Source organism: Allobosea sp. (assembly GCF_017308015.1).
In the GTDB taxonomy this organism is placed as follows: domain Bacteria; phylum Pseudomonadota; class Alphaproteobacteria; order Rhizobiales; family Beijerinckiaceae; genus Allobosea.
This window is the reverse complement of the sequence record NZ_JAFKFW010000021.1, coordinates 1-18329: the sequence shown is the minus strand read 5'-3', so window position 1 is coordinate 18329 and position 18329 is coordinate 1. Positions and strand designations below refer to the sequence as shown.

18 protein-coding genes are annotated in these 18329 nt (G+C 67.4%); 7 read left to right on the top strand and 11 right to left on the bottom strand.

Going from position 1 to position 18329, the window contains the following annotated elements:
- Positions 1 to 888: 888 nt before the first annotated feature.
- Genes J0I42_RS17060 through J0I42_RS17040 form a run of 5 tightly spaced genes read right to left on the bottom strand, consistent with a single transcriptional unit; the run spans position 889 to position 6087 of the window.
- Positions 889 to 1794 (bottom strand): polysaccharide deacetylase family protein, encoded by a 906-nt coding sequence (locus J0I42_RS17060; protein ID WP_291656479.1) that lies wholly within the window; start codon positions 1792 to 1794, stop codon positions 889 to 891.
- Positions 1795 to 1804: 10 nt separating this feature from the next.
- Complete coding sequence (locus J0I42_RS17055) at positions 1805 to 3517, bottom strand: dipeptide ABC transporter ATP-binding protein (RefSeq protein ID WP_291656478.1); 1713 nt, start codon at positions 3515 to 3517, stop codon at positions 1805 to 1807.
- Complete coding sequence (locus J0I42_RS17050) at positions 3514 to 4392, bottom strand: ABC transporter permease (RefSeq protein ID WP_291656477.1); 879 nt, start codon at positions 4390 to 4392, stop codon at positions 3514 to 3516. The genes J0I42_RS17055 and J0I42_RS17050 overlap by 4 nt, the downstream gene beginning before the upstream one ends.
- Positions 4389 to 5363: an ABC transporter permease gene (locus tag J0I42_RS17045; protein ID WP_291656476.1), complete on the bottom strand. Its 975-nt coding sequence runs from the start codon at positions 5361 to 5363 to the stop codon at positions 4389 to 4391. The genes J0I42_RS17050 and J0I42_RS17045 overlap by 4 nt, the downstream gene beginning before the upstream one ends.
- A 22-nt stretch (positions 5364 to 5385) precedes the next feature.
- Complete coding sequence (locus tag J0I42_RS17040) at positions 5386 to 6087, bottom strand: creatininase family protein (RefSeq protein ID WP_291656475.1); 702 nt, start codon at positions 6085 to 6087, stop codon at positions 5386 to 5388.
- Between the two features lie 139 nt (positions 6088 to 6226).
- Here J0I42_RS17040 and J0I42_RS17035 point away from each other — a divergent pair, with 139 nt between their 5' ends.
- The 5 genes from J0I42_RS17035 to J0I42_RS17015 all read left to right on the top strand — a co-directional run bounded on the left by J0I42_RS17035 (position 6227) and on the right by J0I42_RS17015 (position 11173).
- Entirely contained in the window at positions 6227 to 6763 is a 537-nt protein-coding gene (locus J0I42_RS17035) for a MarR family winged helix-turn-helix transcriptional regulator (protein ID WP_291656474.1), read from the top strand.
- 32 nt (positions 6764 to 6795) lie between these two features.
- Positions 6796 to 8388, top strand: a complete 1593-nt coding sequence (locus J0I42_RS17030; RefSeq protein ID WP_291656473.1) for an ABC transporter substrate-binding protein — start codon at positions 6796 to 6798, stop codon at positions 8386 to 8388.
- 75 nt (positions 8389 to 8463) lie between these two features.
- A complete protein-coding gene (locus J0I42_RS17025; RefSeq protein ID WP_291656471.1) occupies positions 8464 to 9411 on the top strand; it encodes an isoaspartyl peptidase/L-asparaginase family protein in 948 nt (315 codons plus the stop codon).
- Positions 9408 to 10445, top strand: a complete 1038-nt coding sequence (locus J0I42_RS17020; RefSeq protein WP_291656469.1) for a ketopantoate reductase family protein — start codon at positions 9408 to 9410, stop codon at positions 10443 to 10445. The genes J0I42_RS17025 and J0I42_RS17020 overlap by 4 nt, the downstream gene beginning before the upstream one ends.
- On the top strand, positions 10418 to 11173 hold the full coding sequence (locus tag J0I42_RS17015; RefSeq protein WP_291656466.1) for an SDR family NAD(P)-dependent oxidoreductase: 756 nt from the start codon (positions 10418 to 10420) through the stop codon (positions 11171 to 11173). Before J0I42_RS17020 ends, J0I42_RS17015 begins: the two co-directional genes overlap by 28 nt.
- 4 nt (positions 11174 to 11177) lie before the next feature.
- On the opposite strand, the gene J0I42_RS17010 is transcribed toward J0I42_RS17015, so the two are convergent.
- Genes J0I42_RS17010 through J0I42_RS16995 form a run of 4 tightly spaced genes read right to left on the bottom strand, consistent with a single transcriptional unit; the run spans position 11178 to position 13109 of the window.
- Entirely contained in the window at positions 11178 to 11612 is a 435-nt protein-coding gene (locus J0I42_RS17010) for a VOC family protein (RefSeq protein WP_291656465.1), read from the bottom strand.
- A 31-nt stretch (positions 11613 to 11643) separates the two neighbouring features.
- Positions 11644 to 12126, bottom strand: a complete 483-nt coding sequence (locus J0I42_RS17005) for a DUF1579 domain-containing protein (RefSeq protein ID WP_291656463.1) — start codon at positions 12124 to 12126, stop codon at positions 11644 to 11646.
- A 50-nt stretch (positions 12127 to 12176) separates the two neighbouring features.
- Positions 12177 to 12722, bottom strand: a complete 546-nt coding sequence (locus J0I42_RS17000) for an SRPBCC family protein (protein WP_291656462.1) — start codon at positions 12720 to 12722, stop codon at positions 12177 to 12179.
- Between the two features lie 39 nt (positions 12723 to 12761).
- On the bottom strand, positions 12762 to 13109 hold the full coding sequence (locus J0I42_RS16995) for an ArsR/SmtB family transcription factor (protein WP_291656460.1): 348 nt from the start codon (positions 13107 to 13109) through the stop codon (positions 12762 to 12764).
- A 154-nt stretch (positions 13110 to 13263) separates the two neighbouring features.
- Between J0I42_RS16995 and J0I42_RS16990 the strand changes: the two genes are divergently transcribed.
- Complete coding sequence (locus J0I42_RS16990; RefSeq protein ID WP_291656459.1) at positions 13264 to 14718, top strand: AMP nucleosidase; 1455 nt, start codon at positions 13264 to 13266, stop codon at positions 14716 to 14718.
- A 7-nt stretch (positions 14719 to 14725) separates the two neighbouring features.
- Here the strand turns inward: J0I42_RS16990 and ubiB are convergent, their stop codons facing one another.
- Complete coding sequence (gene ubiB, locus J0I42_RS16985; RefSeq protein WP_291656457.1) at positions 14726 to 16282, bottom strand: 2-polyprenylphenol 6-hydroxylase; 1557 nt, start codon at positions 16280 to 16282, stop codon at positions 14726 to 14728.
- A 106-nt stretch (positions 16283 to 16388) separates the two neighbouring features.
- The gene (gene ubiE, locus J0I42_RS16980; protein WP_291656456.1) at positions 16389 to 17150 is read right to left on the bottom strand and encodes a bifunctional demethylmenaquinone methyltransferase/2-methoxy-6-polyprenyl-1,4-benzoquinol methylase UbiE; all 762 of its coding nucleotides are present in this window, start codon (positions 17148 to 17150) and stop codon (positions 16389 to 16391) included.
- A 114-nt stretch (positions 17151 to 17264) separates the two neighbouring features.
- On the opposite strand from ubiE, the gene mutM reads away from it, so the two are divergent.
- Positions 17265 to 18161: a bifunctional DNA-formamidopyrimidine glycosylase/DNA-(apurinic or apyrimidinic site) lyase gene (gene mutM / locus J0I42_RS16975; protein ID WP_291656454.1), complete on the top strand. Its 897-nt coding sequence runs from the start codon at positions 17265 to 17267 to the stop codon at positions 18159 to 18161.
- Positions 18162 to 18329 lie beyond the last annotated feature (168 nt).

Genomic DNA, 18329 nt, shown 5'->3' with positions numbered 1-18329 from the left:
GAACGGCGGGGCCACCGCGCGGAACGGCGGATGGTGGCGCACCCGCACCCGGCTGAGACGGAGCCGCCGGCGCCGTGGACGGCGGCGTTCCCGGCTGACGGGGCTGGGTCGGCGCAGCCGAAGGCGGAACGGCCGGGCCGCCACGCGGAACGGCCGACGGCGGTGAGCCGGTACCCGGCTGGGATGGCGCGCTCGGAGCCGCCGAAGGAGGCGTTCCCGGCGGGCGGGGCTGAGTCGGCGCAGCAGAGGGCGGCACGGCCGGACCACCACGCGGAGCGGCTGAGGGCGGCGCGCCGGAACCCGGCTGAGGCGTTGCGCGCGGCGGCGTCGGAGCCGTCGGTTCGGACGGTGGGCGCGGCGGTGTCGGGCGGGCTGCAGGCGCCTCGCTCGGGGACGGCGCTGCGCGGGGCGCCGGGGGAGCTTCACGCGGCATGGCGGGACGTTCCGGCTGCGGACGCGCGGCTGGCGGCTCGGCACGCGGCTGGGGCGCGGGCATGGCCGGCGGCTGCGGCCGCGGGACAGACGGGGCGGGCTGCATCTGTGGCGGGCGCGGCGCCTGCGGCTGGGCGGGCGCCGTCGGAGCGGCAGGCCTTTCCGGGCCGCGCTGGCCGGGGTGAGCGCCCGGCTGCTGCGGGCGCCGCGGCCCGCGCGGGTCATCGTCTCCGGCGGCGGGGGCCTGGGCGACCCGATATCCGGCCTCGGCGAAGGCCTGCCCGGCTTGCGAAAGGACGAGGGCCGGCAGGACGGTCCCGACCAGCAACCAGCGTTTCGTGCGCATCTTTTTTCCCGTCGTTCGTTTCAACGTGCGGGTATCAGGCCGCTTCCGGCCTGAACCCCCGATGAAGCGAAAACGGCGGGAATCGGGCAGTGGTTCCCTTGGGTAGGCGATCAGATACCCGCCTGCGCCTTCACATAGGCCGCGATCTCGGCATGGGTCGCGAACCAGCAATCGCCCTTGGCCTTGGCCAGGCGCACCAGTTCCTCGAGGATCCAGAAGCGTGAGCGATAGGTGATGACATGCGGGTGCATGGTCAGCAGGAAGAGCCCGCCTTCGGCATAGGCGCCCTCGAACTCGCGGCGGAAGATGTCGAAGACCGCTTCCGGAGAGGTATAGGGCCTCAAGCCCTGGAAGCGGTTCATGCTGAGATAGGGCGCGTCGTCGCGAATCCACTCGACCGGCAGCTCGACGATGCCGGTCGGTTCGCCCTTCTCGACGATCTCGTAGGGGTCGTCATCGGCGAAAAGCGAGGAATCGTAGAGCAGGCCGAGCTCGCGCTCGATCGAGAGCGTGACATCGGAGAAATCCCAGGACGGGGTGCGCATGCCGACGGGGCGGACGCCGGTGACCTTCTCCAGCGTATCGGCCGAACGCAGGTGCAGTTCGCGCTCGTTTGCGGGCGGCACCGCCGTGTTGACCTCGTGGATCCAGCCATGGAGACCGATCTCGTGGCCGGCACCGATGATGCGGCGCTGCTCGTCCGGGTAGAGCAGGGCGGTGACGGCAGGGACGAAGAAGCTCGCCGGAATGTCCTGCCGCTTCAGGAGGTCGAGGATGCGGGGCACGCCGACGCGGTTGCCGTACTGGCCCCAGGACAGGCGGCCGACCGACTTGCCGCCGTCGCGCAGTTCGTTGGTCTCGTGGTCGACGTCGAAGGAGAGCGCCACCGCGCAGCGCGCGCCGTTCTTCCACTTAGCCGGCTTGAGATTGCGGCCGGCCCGCACTTGCTCGACCTTTCCGCGCCAGACCTCTTCCGGCCATTGCCAGGGCAGGAGTTCGTTGGGCTGGCTCGTCATGGCGGTCTCCTCAGGTCGTCGCAGTGCCCGGCAGCACCGGCACGGCGGCGAGCAGGCGCTTGGTATAATCGTGCTGCGGGTGGTCGTAGATCTCGCCGGCCGGGCCGCTTTCGACGATCCGGCCGCGATACATGATCGCGACGCGGTCGCAGAGATGGCGGACGACCGAGAGGTCGTGCGAGATGAAGATCAGCGTCAGGTCGAGTTCCTGCCGCAGGCGGATCAGCAGGTTGATGATCTGCGCCTGGATGGAGACGTCGAGCGAGGCGACCGGTTCGTCGCAGACGACGACATCCGGCTGCATCGCGAGCGCGCGGGCGATGGCGACGCGCTGGCGCTGGCCGCCCGAGAACTGGTGCGGGTAGCGGTCGGCGAAATCGGGATTGAGCCCGACCGCCGCGAGCCATTGCCGGACATAGGCCTTGGCCTGCGCGCGCTCGACGAGCCCATGTGCCAGCGGTCCCTCGGCGATGCTGTCGCCGACCGTCATGCGTGGATTGAGCGAGGCGAACGGGTCCTGGAAGATGGTCTGGACCCGCGTCGTGACCTTGTGCGGCTGCTCGCCCGCGCTCATCACCGGCGCACCGTCGATACGAACGGAGCCGCTGTCGGGCGCATAGATGCCGGCGGCGACGCGCCCGAGCGTCGACTTGCCGGAGCCGGATTCGCCGACAAGGCCGAGCGCCTCGCCGCGCTTCAGCACCAGCGTGACGTCGTCGACCGCCTGCACCGCGGCCGGTGCCTTCGACAGGCCGGCCTTCTGCGCGAGCTTGCGGAACAGTCCGGGCGTCTGGGCGAAGCGCTTGGCGACATGTTCGATGCGGACATAGTGAGCGGCGTCAGTGACGGCCGGGGCCGCCTGCTTCGCGGCGCGCGGCGGCGGCGCGACATCGGAGCCGACGCCCCCGGCGAGCAGCTTGCCGGGCTCGGAGCGAGAGGGCAGCGCGTCGAGCAGGGCCTGCGTGTAGGGGTGCTGCGGGTGGGTCAGCACCGACAGCGTCGGCCCGGCCTCGACGATCCTGCCGTGGCGCATAACGCAGACATGGTCGGCGAGTGAGGCGACGACGGCGAGGTCATGGCTGATCCAGATCAGCGCCGTGCCGAGCTCGGCCACCAGCTCCTTCATCTCGGACAGGATTTCGGCCTGCACCGAGACGTCGAGGGCCGTCGTCGGCTCGTCGCAGATGATCAGCTTCGGCCGGTGCAGCAGGGCGATCGCGATGGCGACGCGCTGGCGCATGCCGCCCGAGAACTGGTGCGGGTAGAAATCGACCTTCGCCTCGGCATCGGGAATGCGGACCTGCGCCAGCGCCGCGACGGCGCGGCGGCGCGCCTCGGCGCCCGAGACCGTCTCATGCGCTTCCAGGGCCAGCCTGATCTGCGTCCCGATGGTCAGCATCGGGTTCAGCGTCATCATCGGGTCCTGGAAGACCATCGAGATCTGCTTGCCGCGGATTTTTCGCAGATCGGCGGGAGGCAAACCGACGAGTTCGCGCCCTTCCAGCTTCACCGAGGAGCCGGGCTCGACGCGGCCGGGCGGATCGATCAGGCCGATGATCGAGAAGCCGGTGATGCTCTTGCCCGAGCCGGATTCGCCGACGAGCCCCATCACCTCGCCGCGCTTCAGCGTGAAGGAGACACCATCGACCGCCTTCACCACCCCGGCGCGCGCATGGAAATGGGTCGCGAGGTCGGCGACCTCGAGGAGAGGCGCGTCGCTCATCGCTTCAGCCTCGGATTGACCTGATCGCGGATGCGGTCCCCGACGAGGTTGATCGCGACGATCAGCACGATCAGCGCGATGCCCGGATAGATCGAGATCCAGTAGCGGCCCGAGAGCATGTACTGGAAGCCGTTGGAGATGAGCATCCCGAGCGAGGGCTCGGTCACCGGCAGGCCCACCCCGAGGAAGGAGAGCGTCGCCTCCAGCGCGATGGCATTGGCGACCTGCACGGTCGCGACCACGATCAGGGGCGGCAGGCAGTTCGGGAAGATGTGGCGCAGCACCACGCGCCAGCCCGGCAACGGCGTCGAGAGCACGGCCTCGACATAGTCCTTGCCACGCTCGGCCGAGGCCGCGCCATGGGCGGTGCGGGCGAAATAGGCGTATTGCGCGGCGGCGAGCGCGGCGATGAGCTGCATCTTGCCCTGGCCGAGCAGGGCCGAGAGCACCAGCGCGAGCAGGATCGCCGGGAAGGCGAGCTGCAGGTCGATGACGCGCATGATGAAGGCCTCGCGGCGCCCGCCGGCATAGGCTGCTCCGATGCCGAGCGCGACGCCGAGCGTGAAGGCGATGGCGCCCGCGACCAGCCCCATCTGCAGGGAGATGCGCAGGCCGTAGAGGATGGCCGAGAGCAGGTCGCGCCCCTGCGCATCCGTGCCGAGCCAATGCGTATAGCCGCCCTCGCCGACATAGCCCGGCGGACGGCGCGCGTCGGAAAGCGAGAGATTGGCGAGGTCGTACGGGTTCTGAGGTGCAACGAGCGGGGCCAACAGGGCGATGCCGATGATCAGCACGACCACGGCGAGCGCGATGACTGCGGTCCTGCTTTCGCGGAACTCGCCCCAGAAGCGGGCGACGGGGGAAGCGTCCTTCATCGCGCAGCTCCCTTCCTGAGCCGCGGATCGAGACCGACATAGGCGAGATCGACGAGGAAGTTGATGGTGATGAAGACGAAGGCGACGAGCATCAGATAGGCGACCATCACCGGCCGGTCGAGCGACTGGATGGAATCGATGATCAGCTTGCCGATGCCGGGCCAGGAGAAGATCGTCTCGGTGACCACCGCGAAGGCGAGCGTCGAGCCGAACTCGAGCCCGAAGACGGTGACGAGCGGGATCGCGATCAGCCTGAGCACATGCCGGCGCAGCACGGTCCATTCGGAGAGGCCGGCGGCGCGGGCGAATTTCACGGTGTCCGACAGCATGGTCTCGCGCGTGCCGGCCCGGGCGAGACGCGTCATCAGGGCGAGCTTGAAGAAGGCGAGGTTCAGCGCCGGCAACAGCAGATGGCTCAGGCCGTTCAGCGTCAGGAAACTCCACTCGACGCCGAGGATCGAGACGGTCTCGCCGCGCCCGCCGGCCGGCAGCCATTGCAATTCGACGGCGAAGGCCATGATCAGCACGAGGCCGATCCAGAAGGTCGGCACGGAGAAGCCGAGGATCGAGACGGTCATGATCAGTTTGGAGGCGAAGCCGTCCGGTCTGTAGCCGGCATAGATTCCGGCGGGAATGCCGATCAGCGCGGCGCCGCAGACGGCGGCCAGCGTCAGTTCCAGCGTCGCCGGCAGACGCGACAGGATAAGGTCCATCACCGGCATGCCGAAGACGAAGGAGCGGCCGAAATCGCCATGCAGCACGCGGCCGAGGAAGGTCAGGTACTGTTCCCAGAGCGGCCGGTCGAGCCCGTATTGAGCAATGGTCTGGAGGCGCAGTTCCTGGCTGACATCGGGGCCGATCAGCACGTCGATCGGGTTGCCGATCGCATAGACGCCGACGAAGACCAGCACCGACATGACGAGCATGACGACGAGCGCCTGGGCCAGCCGGACGGCGACATGGCCTAGCATCGGTGAAACGTCCGCCGCGGCCTCACGGCCAGTTCTCCACCATGGCCGCGCGCGTCTCCTCGACGCCCACCTGCCAGAGCCTGAGCATCTCCTCGTCCGGCCGCTGATAGAGGCCGTGGAAATTACCGTCGCCCAAAATCTCGCGGCGCTTCGCCGGGCTCGCGGCCTGATATTCGGCCGCGTTGAAAGGAGGCTTCAGTGTCTCGGGCATGGCGACGCCGGCGAGTCGCGTCCAGGGGAAGTTCTCCATCCAGGAGGCGTGAGAGGCGGCAGGATCGACGGCCTTCACCGCCGCCTGGAATTGCGGGGCCGCCCACCAGTTGTGCAGGCGCACGCTCGCGTCGGGATGGCCATCCAGCCATTCGGTCGCGAAATTCAGGGCCGGCGAATTGCCGCCATGGCCATTGACGAGCACGATGCGCCGGAAGCCCGACCGATAGAGCCCGTCGAAGATGTCGCCGAGCAGAGCCGCATAGGTGCTCAGGCGCAGCGAGATGCTGCCGGGAAAATTCAGAAAACCCGGCGTCAGGCCATAGGCCAGAACCGGGAAGACGGGGATGCCGAGCGGCTCGGCCGCCTCCTGCGCCACCCGCTCGGACAGGATCACGTCGGTCGCGAGGCTCAGGTAGGCATGCTGCTCGACACTGCCGAGCGGCAGCACGCAGCGATCATCCCGCAGAGCCTGAGCCTCGATCTGCATCCAATTCAAATCGGCGACACGCACGGCGCGATCCTTGCTTCGCTCTGACAAGCGGTAGACAATCCCGGCAAGCGGCGCCGGCCGACCGCAGGAGCGATCCTTGACTCCGGCGCCCGGACGCGTCAAGTTCCATTTGGAACTAAATCGGCCGAGAGATTTCCCGATGCGGCGCGCGCCGACCCACCCTTCCCGCGTCGACCCCCAGCGCGAGGCCGCGCTTGCCGATCTCGATCCGCTGACCGTGACCAAGCTCTGGGACAATCCCTGCTGGCTGTCCTTCCGGCTGAACTTCATCGCCTTCCGCTTCAACGATCCGGTCTATCGCTGGATCGAGACACGCTATGGCCTCGTCCGGCCCGAATTCGTCGCGCTCTATGCCGTCGGGCTCAAGGGGGGCGTCGCCGCCAAAAACATCGTCGCCTCCTCGGGCCTGCCGAAGAACACGCTCTCGCGCGCCGTGCAGAAGCTGCTGCAGCGGCGGCTGCTCAAGCGCGAGAGCGACCCCACCGACCTGCGCAGCTATGTGCTGCATCTCACGCCGGCCGGCCGCAAGATCTTCGACGAGACGATGGTACCGATGGTCGAACACCAGGCGACGATGCTCGCGGGCCTCAGCGAGGAGGAGCAGCGGCAGCTCTGTGCCCTGATGGACAAGCTCGTCATCGCCTCGCCGACCTGGCCACAGGAACTCTCGTCATAGCGATAAAACCGCGAAAAACAGGGGATACCGTCATGAAATTTGCCCAAAGCTTTCGCCTTGCCGCCTTCGCCGCCCTGCTTGGCGCCACCGTGTCGACCGGCGCGCTGGCCCAGACCCTGACCATCGGCGTCCGCGCCGGACCGGAATCGATCGATCCGCATTTCACCGCGACCGGCACCCATGCCGAGGCGCTGAAGCATGTCTTCGACACGCTGACCTGGTCCGGCGACAAACTGCAGATCGAACCGCGGCTGGCCCTGAGCTGGAAGACGCTGGAGCCGACGGTCTGGGAATTCAAGCTGCGCCCCGGCGTCAAGTTCCATGACGGCTCCGACTTCACCGCCGAGGACGTGAAATTCTCGATCGAGCGCATCCCGGTCGTTGCCGGCCCGAACCCGACGACGATCTACGTCCGGCGCGTCAAGGAGGTGAAGATCATCGACCCGCTGACGGTCCACATCGTTACCGACGGACCGGCGCCCAACCTGCCCAACGATTTCATCCGGCTGTTCATCGTCTCGCACAAGGCCGCCGCCGGCCTGACCAAGGACAACGCCAACGAGGCCTTCAACTCCGGCAAAGCCGCTGTCGGCACCGGCCCCTACAAGTTCGTGTCCTGGACGCCGAAGGACCAGATGGTGCTGGACCGTTTCGACGGCTACTGGGGCGCGAAGGAGCCCTGGGCCAAGGTGGTCCGCAAGGAGCTGCCGAACGATGCCGCCCGTGTCGCGCAGCTCAAGGCGGGCCAGGTCGACATCATCGTGCGCGCGCCGGCCTCCGACGTGCCGACGCTGAAGCGCGACGCCAAGCTCAACGTCACCACGATCGAGAGCGTCTATCTCTTCAACATGGAGCTCGACATGCGGGACAAGTCTCCGCAGATCAGCGCCAAGGACGGCTCGGCCCTGCCGAAGAACCCGCTGCAGGACGTGAAAGTCCGTGAGGCGATCGACCTCGCCATCGACCGGCCGGCGCTGGCGGAGATCGCGATGGAGGGGCTCGGCACCCCGGCCAACCAGTTGGTGACGCCGACCATCGCGGGCTTCAACAAGAGCCTGCCGGCGCTCAAGCCGGATATCGCCAAGGCCAAGAAGCTGCTGGAGGAGGCGGGCTATCCCAATGGCTTCAAGATCTCGTTTTCCTTCACCAACGACCGACTGCCCGGCGACCGGCAGGTCGGCACCTCGATCGCGCAGATGCTGGCCCGGATCGGCATCGAGGTGAACGCCAATGCCCAGCCCGGGGCTGTGTTCTTCCCGGCGCGCCTGCGCGGCGATTTCTCGATGTCGATGTCGGGCTGGGGCACGCTGACGGGCGAAGCGAACTACACGCTGTCCTCGCTGGTGCATTCCAACGACCCGGCCAAGAAGCTCGGCGCCTTCAACGTCCAGAACTACGCCAATCCGCAGGTCGACAAGCTGATCGAGGACGCCGCCGTCGAGATGGACGAGGCCAAGCGCAACCAGATGCTGGCCGATGTCGCGACGATCGTCGCCAAGGATCGGCCGCGCCTGCCGATCGCCGCCGTCGGCTCGGCCTGGGCGATGCAGAAGGACAAGGTGACGATCAGCCCGCGCGTCGACGAGGACACGCTGGCGATGGACATCAAGCCCGCCAAGAAGTAACGGGGCCGCCTTCGACGCCATGGCCGGCCTCGCCGGCCATGGCGGATCACGTTCGAGACCCGACAGGATACCGATATGACCCTCGCGCTTGCCATCCATGGCGGCTGCGGCACGCTGCCGAAGGCCGAAATGACGGAGGCCGAATGGGCCCAGGCCCGATCCGACCTCGCCAGCGCGCTGCGCGCCGGCTGGGCGATCCTGAGCAAGGGCGGCGCAGCCGTCGACGCGGTCGAGGCGGCGGTGCGGGTGATGGAGGATTCCCCGCATTTCAATGCCGGCCATGGCGCGGCCTTCAACACCGAGGGCGAGCATGAGCTCGACGCCTCGATCATGGACGGCGCGACACTGGCCGCCGGCGCGATCTGCGGCGCCAAGCGCATCCGTAATCCGATCACCGCCGCCAAGGCACTGATGCTGCGCGGCGATCCGCTGCTGCTCGCCGGCCCCGCCGCCGATGATTTCGCCGAGCATGAGGGCGTCGACACCGTCGCCAACGAGCATTTCTCGACCGAGCGGCGCCGCAAGAACCTGGCCTCGATGAAGCTGCGCGAGATCGTCGGCACGGCCGCCGAGGCGAGCGAGGCCGAAAAGCACGGCACGGTCGGTGCCGTCGCCTGCGACGCGCAAGGCCATCTCGCCGCAGCGACCTCGACCGGCGGCTATACCAACAAGCCGGTCGGCCGCGTCGGCGATTCCCCGATCATCGGCGCCGGCACCTATGCCCGCGACGGGCGCTGCGCGGTGTCCGGCACCGGCAAGGGCGAGTATTTCATCCGCTACTGCGTCGGCCACGAGATCGCGTCGCTGATCGCCTATAAGGGCCTCTCGCTCAAGGCGGCCACGGATGCCGTCCTCGCGGAACTCTCCGAGCACAAGGTCGGCGCGGGGCTGGTGGCGGTCGGCGCCGATGGTTCGATCGTCGCTCCCTACAACACCGAAGGCATGTATCGCGGCTGGGTGACGGAAGACGGTCTGATCCATGTCGCCACCCATGACCATGTCGAACTGGCGGGGCAGGCGTGAGCGAACCCATCCTGATCTGGGGCGCCGGCGCGATCGGCGGCACGCTCGGGGCCTATTGGGCCCGGGCCGGCGTGCCGGTCCTGCTCGTCGACATCGTGCCCGAGCATGTCGAGGCCTGCCGAACCAGGGGGCTCGCCATTTCCGGACCGGTCGAGGCATTCACGCAAACCGTGCCCGCCGCGACGCCGGCTGAACTGACCGGCCGCTACAGCAGGATCGTGCTGGCGGTAAAGGCGGGAGCGACGGAAGCCGCGCTCGCCGCGCTGAAGCCGCATCTGGCAGAGGATGGCTTCGTGCTCTCCGCCCAGAACGGATTGAACGAACTCACCATCGCCAGGGCGGTCGGCGAGCGACGCACGATGGGCTGCTTCGTCAATTTCGGCGCCGATTGGCTCGGGCCGGGGGAAATCCTCTACGGCAATCGCGGCGCGACGGTCGTCGGCGAGCTCGACGGGTCGAAGAGCGAGCGGGCCGTCGAGATGCACCGCCTGATGACGCTGTTCGAGCCGGACTCGATCCTGACCGACAACATCTTCGGCTATTTGTGGGGCAAGCTCGCCTATGGCGCGATGCTGTTCGGGACCGCACTGACCAATGATTCGATGTCGGCGAATTTCGCAGACCCGGAACGTCTGCCGGTCTGGCTCGCGCTCGGGCGCGAAGTCGGCGCCGTCGCGGCGAAGCGCGGCGTGAGCTCGCTGGGCTTCGGCGATTTCGATCCGATGGTCTTCGCGCCGGGCAGGCCGGAGGGGCCGCAAATCGAAACGATCCGCTGGCTGGCGCGGTATACGTCGCAAACGGCCAAGACCCATTCCGGCATCTGGCGCGATCTCGCCGTGCGCAAGCGCAAGACCGAGGTCGATCCGCAGATCGGCATCATCGCGAAACTCGGCCGCGAGGTCGGCATCGCGACACCGGCGCTGGAGACGCTGGTCGCGCTGATTCATGACATCGAGGACGGCCGCCGCCCGATGGCCTTCGAAACGCTCAAGGTGCTGATCGACCGATGCAGATCCGCTTCGACAACCGCGTAGCCCTCGTCACCGGCGCAGCGCAGGGCATCGGGCGCGCGATCGCGGCCGCGCTGGGCAAGTCCGGCGCGCGCGTCCATCTCGCCGATATCGACGCGGCCGGGGTGCAGGCCACAGCGACAGAGATCGGCGCGGTCGGGCATGCGGCCGATCTCGGCTCGCCCGAAGCGGCACGGGCGCTCATCGGCGACATCGTGGCGGCGGACGGCCGGCTCGATCTTCTCGTCCATGCCGCCGGCGGCGTGCGCGGGCAGGTCGGCCGGGCGATCGAGGAGATTTCCGAGGCGGATTGGCGGGTGATCTTCGCTGCCAATGTCGATGCCGCCTTCTTCCTGGCGCAGGCGGCGGCGCCGGTGATGAAGCAAGGCCGCTATGGCCGGATCGTGACGATCTCGTCCGGCGCGGGCCTGCGGCCGAGCCTCACCGGCATCCAGGCCTATGCCAGCGCCAAGCATGCGCTGGTCGGCTTGACCAAGCAGCTCGCCTGGGAGTTCGGTCCGCATGGCATCACGGTGAATTCGGTGGCACCGGGTTTCGTGCGCTCCAATCCCGCAACCGAACGGCAATGGCAGAGCTATGGACCCGAGGGGCAGAAACGCCTCGTCGAGAGCATCCATACCCGCCGGCTCGGCACGCCCGAGGATATCGCCAGCGCGACGCTGTTCTTCCTGAGCGAGCAAGCCGGCTGGGTCAGCGGGCAAGTGCTCTCGGTGGATGGCGGCCGGTCCTAGGCCTTCACCCGCAATTCGCCTGATCCGCCGGCATCTCGGCCCCGACCATCCAGCTGGTGCCGAAGCGGTCGGTCAGCATGCCGAAACGCGGCGACCAGAAGGTCTCGGCCATCGGCATCGTGATCTTGGCGCCGCCCTCGGACAGGCCGGCGAAGATGCGCTCCGCCTCCTCCGGGGTCGCCACGCCGACGCTGACCGAAACCGAGCGCATCGGGCCGTCCGAGCGATCCGGCGGGGCGTCGGATGCCATCAGCATCTGGCCGTCGATCTCAAGGCAGGCATGCAGGATCTTGTCCCGCCACTCCGCCGGGACATGCTCCTCGGCCGGTGTACCCTTGTGGTCCATCATCGCCAGCATCTTGCCGCCCAGCACCGTCTCGTAATGGGCGAAGGCCTCGCGGCAATTGCCGTCGAACATCAGATAGGTCGACAATTTCATTGCGTATCCTCCTCAATGCTACGCGAGGTGCTCAGCGCTTGCGATGGTACTGAGCAGCCATGAATTCGGTCCACTGGCCGTCCGGGCCAAGAGCACGCGAGGTCAGGGTGCGGTGGTCCGGCGACAGGAACGTGATGATGTCCTGATATTTCGCCGTGGAGCCATCGCCGGCCATGCTCGGACCTTCGGTGTCGAGGATCAGCGACTTGCCGTCGGCGGAAAGCGCGCCGTCATAGGTCCACATCATCGTCATCATCGAGGCGACGAAGCTGCCGACGAAGCGGCTTTTTGCCGGGTCGAAGCCGAGCGTGATCAGGCTGGTGACCGGCTTGCCGTCGGGGGAGTCGCCCCGCCCCTCGCCGAGCGTCCAGAGCCCGCCGAGCGAGCGCACACTCTCCGTGCCCTTCGAGGCCGAGGGCGGCTGATCCGGCCCCATCGAGCAGTTCATCTCCGCGCTCCAGTCACCGACCAACTGGTGGAGCCACTCATGTTCCTTCTGCGGTTCGCCCATCATGATCTCTCTCCTCCGTTTTTCCTTCTGCGGGGATCGATCTTGCGCCCGCCTCAGGCGGCGCGCTCGGCCGCGGCCTTCATGGCCTTGAGGCCGCTTTCGAAATCGCTGCCGACCATGCGGTCCATGTCCATGAAGACATGCATGATCTTGCCGAGGAACGGGGTCGGGCCGGTCATGATCCAGGTCACGTTGGTGCCCTGGCCCTGCGGCGTCAGCGCGAAGACGACGTCGTTATGCGCCTCGAAGGGCTTGAGGAAATCGAGCTTGACCCCCAGCTTGCCCGGCGCGCGCGCCTCGGTGATGCGCATGCTGCCCTCGCCGACATTCCTGTCGCCGGCCCAGGCATAGGTCGCACCGACCCCCGTTTCGGCTCCGCCATAGGTGCGCTTCATCCCCGGGTCCTTCTTCTCCCAGGGCGACCAGGCTCCCCAGGCCCTGAAATCGGCGATCAGCGGATAGATGCGATCCGGCGCGGCATTGATCGCGATGGAGCGGGTGACCTGGAAGGTATCGGGCTTGCGGGCGGCCAGGATCAGCACGACGACGATACCGGTCGCGACGAGCCCGAGCAGGCCGAGAAGAATGGTCTTGAGCATGGAAACACCTGAAATGAGCTTGAAGGAATGGCCATGGCGTCAAACGCCTGATTTATCGGGTGGTTTCGCCTTGATCTCGCGGAGCATCTCGTCCAGCCGCCCCAGACTCCGGTCCCAGAAACGACTGTAATGCTCCAGCCATTCCGAGACGTCCTGCAGCGGGCCGGGGTCGAGCCGGCAAGGCCGCCACTGGGCTTCCTTCCCCCGCGTGATCAGACCCGCGCGCTCCAGCACCTTGAGGTGCTTCGAGACCGCCGGCAGGCTCATCGCGAAAGGCTCGGCCAGTTCCTTCACCGAACTCTCGCCTTCAGACAGCCGGGCCAGGATGGCGCGGCGCGTCGGGTCGGCGAGGGCTGCGAAGGTCAGGCTGAGCGGGTCCGCCATCATCGTATGAAACCGATCAGTTAATTAACTGATCGGTTTACTAATATCGCTTCCTTCTCCTGTCAACCGGCTTAGACGGAGAATGCCGCGCGCCACCACCGGTTGTTGTCAGGAGCGCGGACACGCGGCTAGAACCAGTGCGATACGAGGAGGATTCATGAGTTTCGAGACCGCAGCGACACCGCAAGCCGCCGTGGACCGGCTCGAACGGCTCTATGACGAGGCGCGCTCGGCACTGCGCCACGACCTCCAGCGCTTCTTCGACACCGGCGAGGCACCGACGCCGGAGGACCGGGAGCGTTACCGCTACCCGATGCTGCGCGTCACCTACGAGCCCTCGAAACTGCCGGCAGCGACGCGACGCGGCTATGCCAAGTTCGCGGTACCCGGCATCTATTCGACCACCGTGACGCAGCCAGCCGAGTTCCGCACCTATCTGCTCGATCAGCTCGAGCCGCTTGTCGCCGAATATGGCGCGACGATCGAAACGGGCGTCAGCACGCAGGAAATCCCCTACCCCTACGCGCTCGAAGGCGGCGACGAACTGGGGCGCGGCAAGATCACCGCCGCGGAGCTGGCGCGCTATTTCCCGACGCCGCTGCTCGCACTGGTCGGCGACGAGATCGCCGACGGCACCTATGAGCTCATCGAAGGCGAGCCGCGCCCGCTCTCGCTGTTCGACGCCGTCCGGGTCGATTACTCGCTGCGGCGGCTGGTGCATTATACCGGCACCGACTGGCGGGCGGTGCAGCCCTGGGTTCTGCTGACGAACTACCACCGCTATGTCGACCAGTTCGTGCGGCTCGGCCTCGCCGAGATCGAGGCCGGCACGGCCGAGGCCCTGATCGCGCCGGGCGGCATCCGCATCGACAAGGACGGCATCGACGTCTCGGCCGCCGAGCGGGTGATGTCGGCGCCCTGGCACCGCTTCCAGATGCCGGCCTATCACCTGATCCGGAAGGGCGGCGAGGGCGTGACCCTGGTCAATATCGGCGTCGGCCCCTCCAACGCGAAGAACATCACCGACCATCTCGCGGTGCTCCGGCCGAATTGCTGGCTGATGGTCGGACATTGCGGCGGCCTGCGCCAGACGCAGATCATCGGGGATTACGTGCTCGCCCATGCCTATCTCCGGCAGGACCGCATCCTCGACGATCTCGTGCCGCCGGATATCCCGATCCCGGCGCTGGCGGAGGTGCAGGTCGCGCTGCAGCAGGCCGCCGCCGACATCACCGGCGAGAAGGGCGACCGGCTGAAGCAGCGTCTGCGCACCGGCACCGTCGTGACCCAGGACGACCGCAACTGGGAATTGCAATGGACCAAGGAGCGGCGGCGCATCAACCTGTCGCGCGCCATCGCTGTCGATATGGAATCCGGCACCATCGCTGCGCAAGGCTATCGGCTCAGGGTGCCCTACGGCACGCTGCTCTGCGTCTCCGACAAACCGCTGCATGGCGAGATCAAGCTGCCCGGCGCCGCCAACGCCTTCTATGAGCGCGCGGTCGGCGAGCACCTGCGCATCGGGCTCGACGCGTTGGAGAAGCTGAAGGTCACGGGCTCGGCGATCCACTCGCGCAAGCTCCGCAGCTTCGACGAGCCGCCGTTCCGGTAGGCTTGGCCTAACCGAAGACGCCGTAGGCCAGCAATCCCGCGATCACCCAGAGCGCGATATTGCCCCAGCGGTTGCGCCGGGCTTCGGCCCGGCCGATCGCCTCGACGCTGCGTTCGTCCAGCGAGAAGCCGTGGCGCGAGGCGTCCTCGAGCTGGCCGAGCACGCGCTCGGCGCGGACGACCGTATCGGGCAAGGTCGCGAGCGAGCCGAGCAGGGAGCGGACGCCGCGGCCTGCCTCCTCCAGGCGGCCGATCGGACCGAGATTATGGGTGATCCAGCTCCGCACCACCGGATCGGCCGTGCCCCACATGTCGAGATGCGGATCGAGCGTTCGCGCCACGCCCTCGACCACCACCATGGTCTTCTGGAGCATGACGAGCTCGGTGCGCGTCGCCATGTCGAACATGCCGGTGATCTCGAAGAGCAGGGTCAAAACCTTGGCCATCGAGATCTGATCGGCGCGCTTGTCGTGGATCGGCTCGCCGACGGCGCGGATCGCCTGGGCGAAATCCTCGACATCGTGATGGGCCGGGACATAGCCCGCCTCGAAATGCACCTGCGCCACGCGGCGGTAATCGCGGGTGATGAAGCCGAGCAGGATCTCGGCGAGGAAGCGCCGCTCCTTCAGGCCGAGCCGGCCCATGATGCCGCCATCGACCGCGACGAGGCGCCCCTCGGCATCGACGAAGAGGTTTCCGGGATGCATGTCGGCATGGAAGAAGCCATCGCGGATCGCGTGCTTCAGGAAGGACTGGATGATGTTGCGGGCGAGCTCCGGCAGATCGTGCCCGGCGGCGCGCAGGCCCTCGACATCCGAGAGGCGGACGCCGTCGATCCACTCGTCGACCAGCATCTCCCGCGCCGTGAGCTGCCAGTCGGGCTCCGGCACGCGAAAATCCGGGTCGTCCTTGGTATTCTCCGCGAATTCGGAGAGGGCAGCGGCTTCGAGCCTCAGGTCCATCTCCATCGCGACGGAGCGCGCCAGGGTCTCGACCACGCCGGTGAAGCGCAGGCGGCGCGCCTCGGGGGAGCGCGCCTCGGCCGTCTCGGCGCCGAAGCGCATGGCAGCGAGATCGCGGTTGAAACGGTCGCGGATGCCCGGGCGCAGGATCTTCACCGCGACCTCGCGGCCATCCTTCAGCCGGGCTCGATGGACCTGGGCGATCGAGGCGGCGGCGACCGGCTCGCTGAACTCGGGAAACAGCGTCTCCAGCTTCACGCCATGCGCGGCCTCGACGATGGCGCGGGCCTCGGCCATCGGGAAGGCGGGCATACGGTCCTGCAGGGCGGAGAGATCCTGCGCGATCTTCATGCCAACCACGTCGGGTCGCGTCGCCAGGAACTGGCCGAACTTCACATAGGACGGGCCGAGCCGGGTCATCGCCGCCGCGAGCCTTGTCGCGGAGGAGCCGGCGCCACGCCGCTCGATCAGGCGGCCGACGCGGATCAGCCCCCGCGCCAGCGGCGGCAGCACTGAAGGATCGACGAGCGCCAGCGCGCCCTCGCGCGCCAGCACGAAGCCGACGCGCGCGCCGCGCAGCATGTGGAAGAAGGAGGAGATCATGCGGTTATGGCCGTCATGGTCGGGTCTGACCCGACCATCTCTGGAAGGGAGCTCTTTCCGGCACGAGATGCCCGGGTCAAGCCCAGGCATGACGCCAACGCTCGCATCACAGCTTCCAGCCGGAATGCAGCGCCACGACGCCGCCGGTCATCGGCGTGAACTTCGCGCGGCGGAAACCGGCATCCTCGATCATGCCCGCGAAGGCCTGCGGCTTCGGGAACTTGCGGATCGACTCGACGAGATACTGGTAGGGCTCGGCCTCCCCGGTGACCATGCGGCCCATCGGCGGAATGACCTTGAAGGAATAGGTCTCGTAGATCTTGTCGAGCAGCGGCACGTCGACATGGCTGAATTCGAGGCAGAGGAAGCGCCCGCCGCGCTTCAGTACGCGATAGGCCTCGGCCAAAGCCTTGTCGATGCGCGGCACGTTCCGGATGCCGAAGGCGATGGTGTAGCAGTCGAAATGGTTGTCGGGCAGGCCGAGCGCCTCGGCATTGCCCTGAACGAAGCGGATGCGATCATTGTCGGGGAAGCGCTTGTCGGCGCGCTCGCGCCCGACGCGCAGCATGTCGGCATTGATGTCGAGCACGGTGACATCGGTCTCAGGGCCGCCGGCCTCCAGCACCGAGAAGGCGACATCGCCCGTGCCGCCGGCCACGTCGAGATGGTGGAACGGCCGGTCCTTGGCCGGATTGATCGCGGTCAGGAGCGCGCTCTTCCAGGCCCGGTGCAGGCCGCCCGACATCAGATCGTTCATCAGGTCATAGCGGTTGGCGACCTTGTGGAAGACGTCGTCGACCTTCGCCTGCTTCTCGGCGAGCTTCACCGTCTCGAAGCCGAAATGGGTGGTGTCGGAAGCTGCTGTCACGGTCGGGCCGGCCTTGTGCAAATCTGTCTTGTATTCGCCTGAGCCGATCAATAGCCAAAGGCGGCGGGCTTGTCGCGGGCCCTCTCGACGCAGGCTTTATTTGAGGTCGTTGACATGCCGGAGCTACCCGAGGTCGAAACCGTCCGGCGCGGGCTGGAGCCGGCCATGCTGGGCGAGCGTTTCCAGCGCGTCGAACTCCGCCGGCCGAACCTGCGCTTTCCCCTGCCGGAGCGCTTCACCGAGCGCCTGACAGGGCGGCGGATCGAAGCCCTGTCGCGGCGGGCGAAATACCTGATCGCCGATCTCGACGACGGGGAAGCGCTCGTGATGCATCTGGGCATGAGCGGGCGCTTCATCGTCGAGGCGCCCGGCACGAAGCCGACCGAGCCCGGCTCCTATTACAATGAGATCGGCCGGCACCTGATCCACGACCATGTCGTGTTCGAGATGGGGACCGGCGCGCGCGTCACTTATAACGACGTGCGCCGCTTCGGCTTCATGGACCTCGTGCCGCGCGCCGAACTCGCAACTTCGAAGCATTTCGCGGGCATGGGCATCGAGCCGCTCGGCAACGAACTCTCCGGCGAGACGCTGGCGAAGCTCTTCGCCGGCAAGTTCGCGCCTTTGAAGGCCGCGCTGCTCGACCAGCGGCTCGTGGCGGGCCTCGGCAATATCTACGTCTGCGAGGCCCTGTTCCGGGCCGGGCTCCATCCGGAAGCGGAGGCCGGGACGATCGCGACGCCGACCGGCCGACCGCGCGAGACTGCGCATGAACTCGCCCGCATCATCCGCGAGGTGCTGGAGGAGGCGGTCGCGGCCGGCGGCTCGACGCTCCGCGACTTCGCCCATGCCGACGGCTCGCTCGGCTATTTCCAGCATCGCTTCAAGGTCTATGACCGCGAAGGCGAGATCTGCGTCACGCCGGGTTGTGGCCATCTGGTGAAGCGACTGGTGCAGTCGGGGCGCTCGACGTTTTATTGCGAGAGCTGCCAGAAGCGGGCTGTTCGCTAGGGGCTTGCAGTCCGCTTCAGGTCGATTGCGTTGAAAAAGTCGGCTGTGGGTCGGCTGCTGATTGAGGCTGAACGGATCGCTGAGAGTGCGTGCGCCCTTATGCCGCCAGGGACGGTGCTCCGGCCGGCATCAGCTTCGCCATTTTCCTGAGGTTCTGGGCGGTGGCTG